Consider the following 421-nt stretch of genomic DNA (forward strand, 5'->3'; position numbering starts at 1 on the left):
CTTGTAATGCGTGTCTCTAATATCGCCAACAAGTTGTACAATTTCTAAAGTTGAATTTGTTTCTGGATTAAAAACCTTGTCTCCTACACTAATGCTCATTTTCCTGTTCCTCCTCATATTTATAGACAACTTGACCCGTCATAATCCCTACTGCTTCATCAAGATAAATATCTTCTTTGAGTGCATCTTGCATAGCATTAGGTAAACCCTCAAGTATTTCATCAAACGCTTGTGCTTTCTTATACACGTCCTCAATCTCTTTTAGTAATCCCTCTGTGTCATTGCCGTTATACGCACTAGCACTTATAACGGACTGTTCTATTTGTTCACGGTTATTCATTAGTGTCATCCTCCATTTGTCCTAAAAATTCGTAGAACTCATTTGTTCCGTCTAATTTGTCCATTCGGTACAATATAGCAC

1 protein-coding gene is annotated in these 421 nt (G+C 37.1%); it reads right to left on the bottom strand.

The window, feature by feature from the left end; all coding sequences use genetic code 11:
* Positions 1–88: 88 nt before the first annotated feature.
* Positions 89–340 (bottom strand): DUF1024 family protein, encoded by a 252-nt coding sequence (locus GVJ63_RS22020; protein WP_001836226.1) that lies wholly within the window; start codon positions 338–340, stop codon positions 89–91.
* Positions 341–421 lie beyond the last annotated feature (81 nt).

It is taken from the genome of Pantoea sp. 18059 (assembly GCF_902706165.1).
In the GTDB taxonomy this organism is placed as follows: Bacteria; Pseudomonadota; Gammaproteobacteria; order Enterobacterales; family Enterobacteriaceae; genus Pantoea; species Pantoea agglomerans.

Bases quoted from the DNA above. Each gene is read 5' to 3' on its own strand.
- GVJ63_RS22020 (WP_001836226.1), bottom strand. From the start codon at position 340: ATGAATAACCGTGAACAAATAGAACAGTCCGTTATAAGTGCTAGTGCG.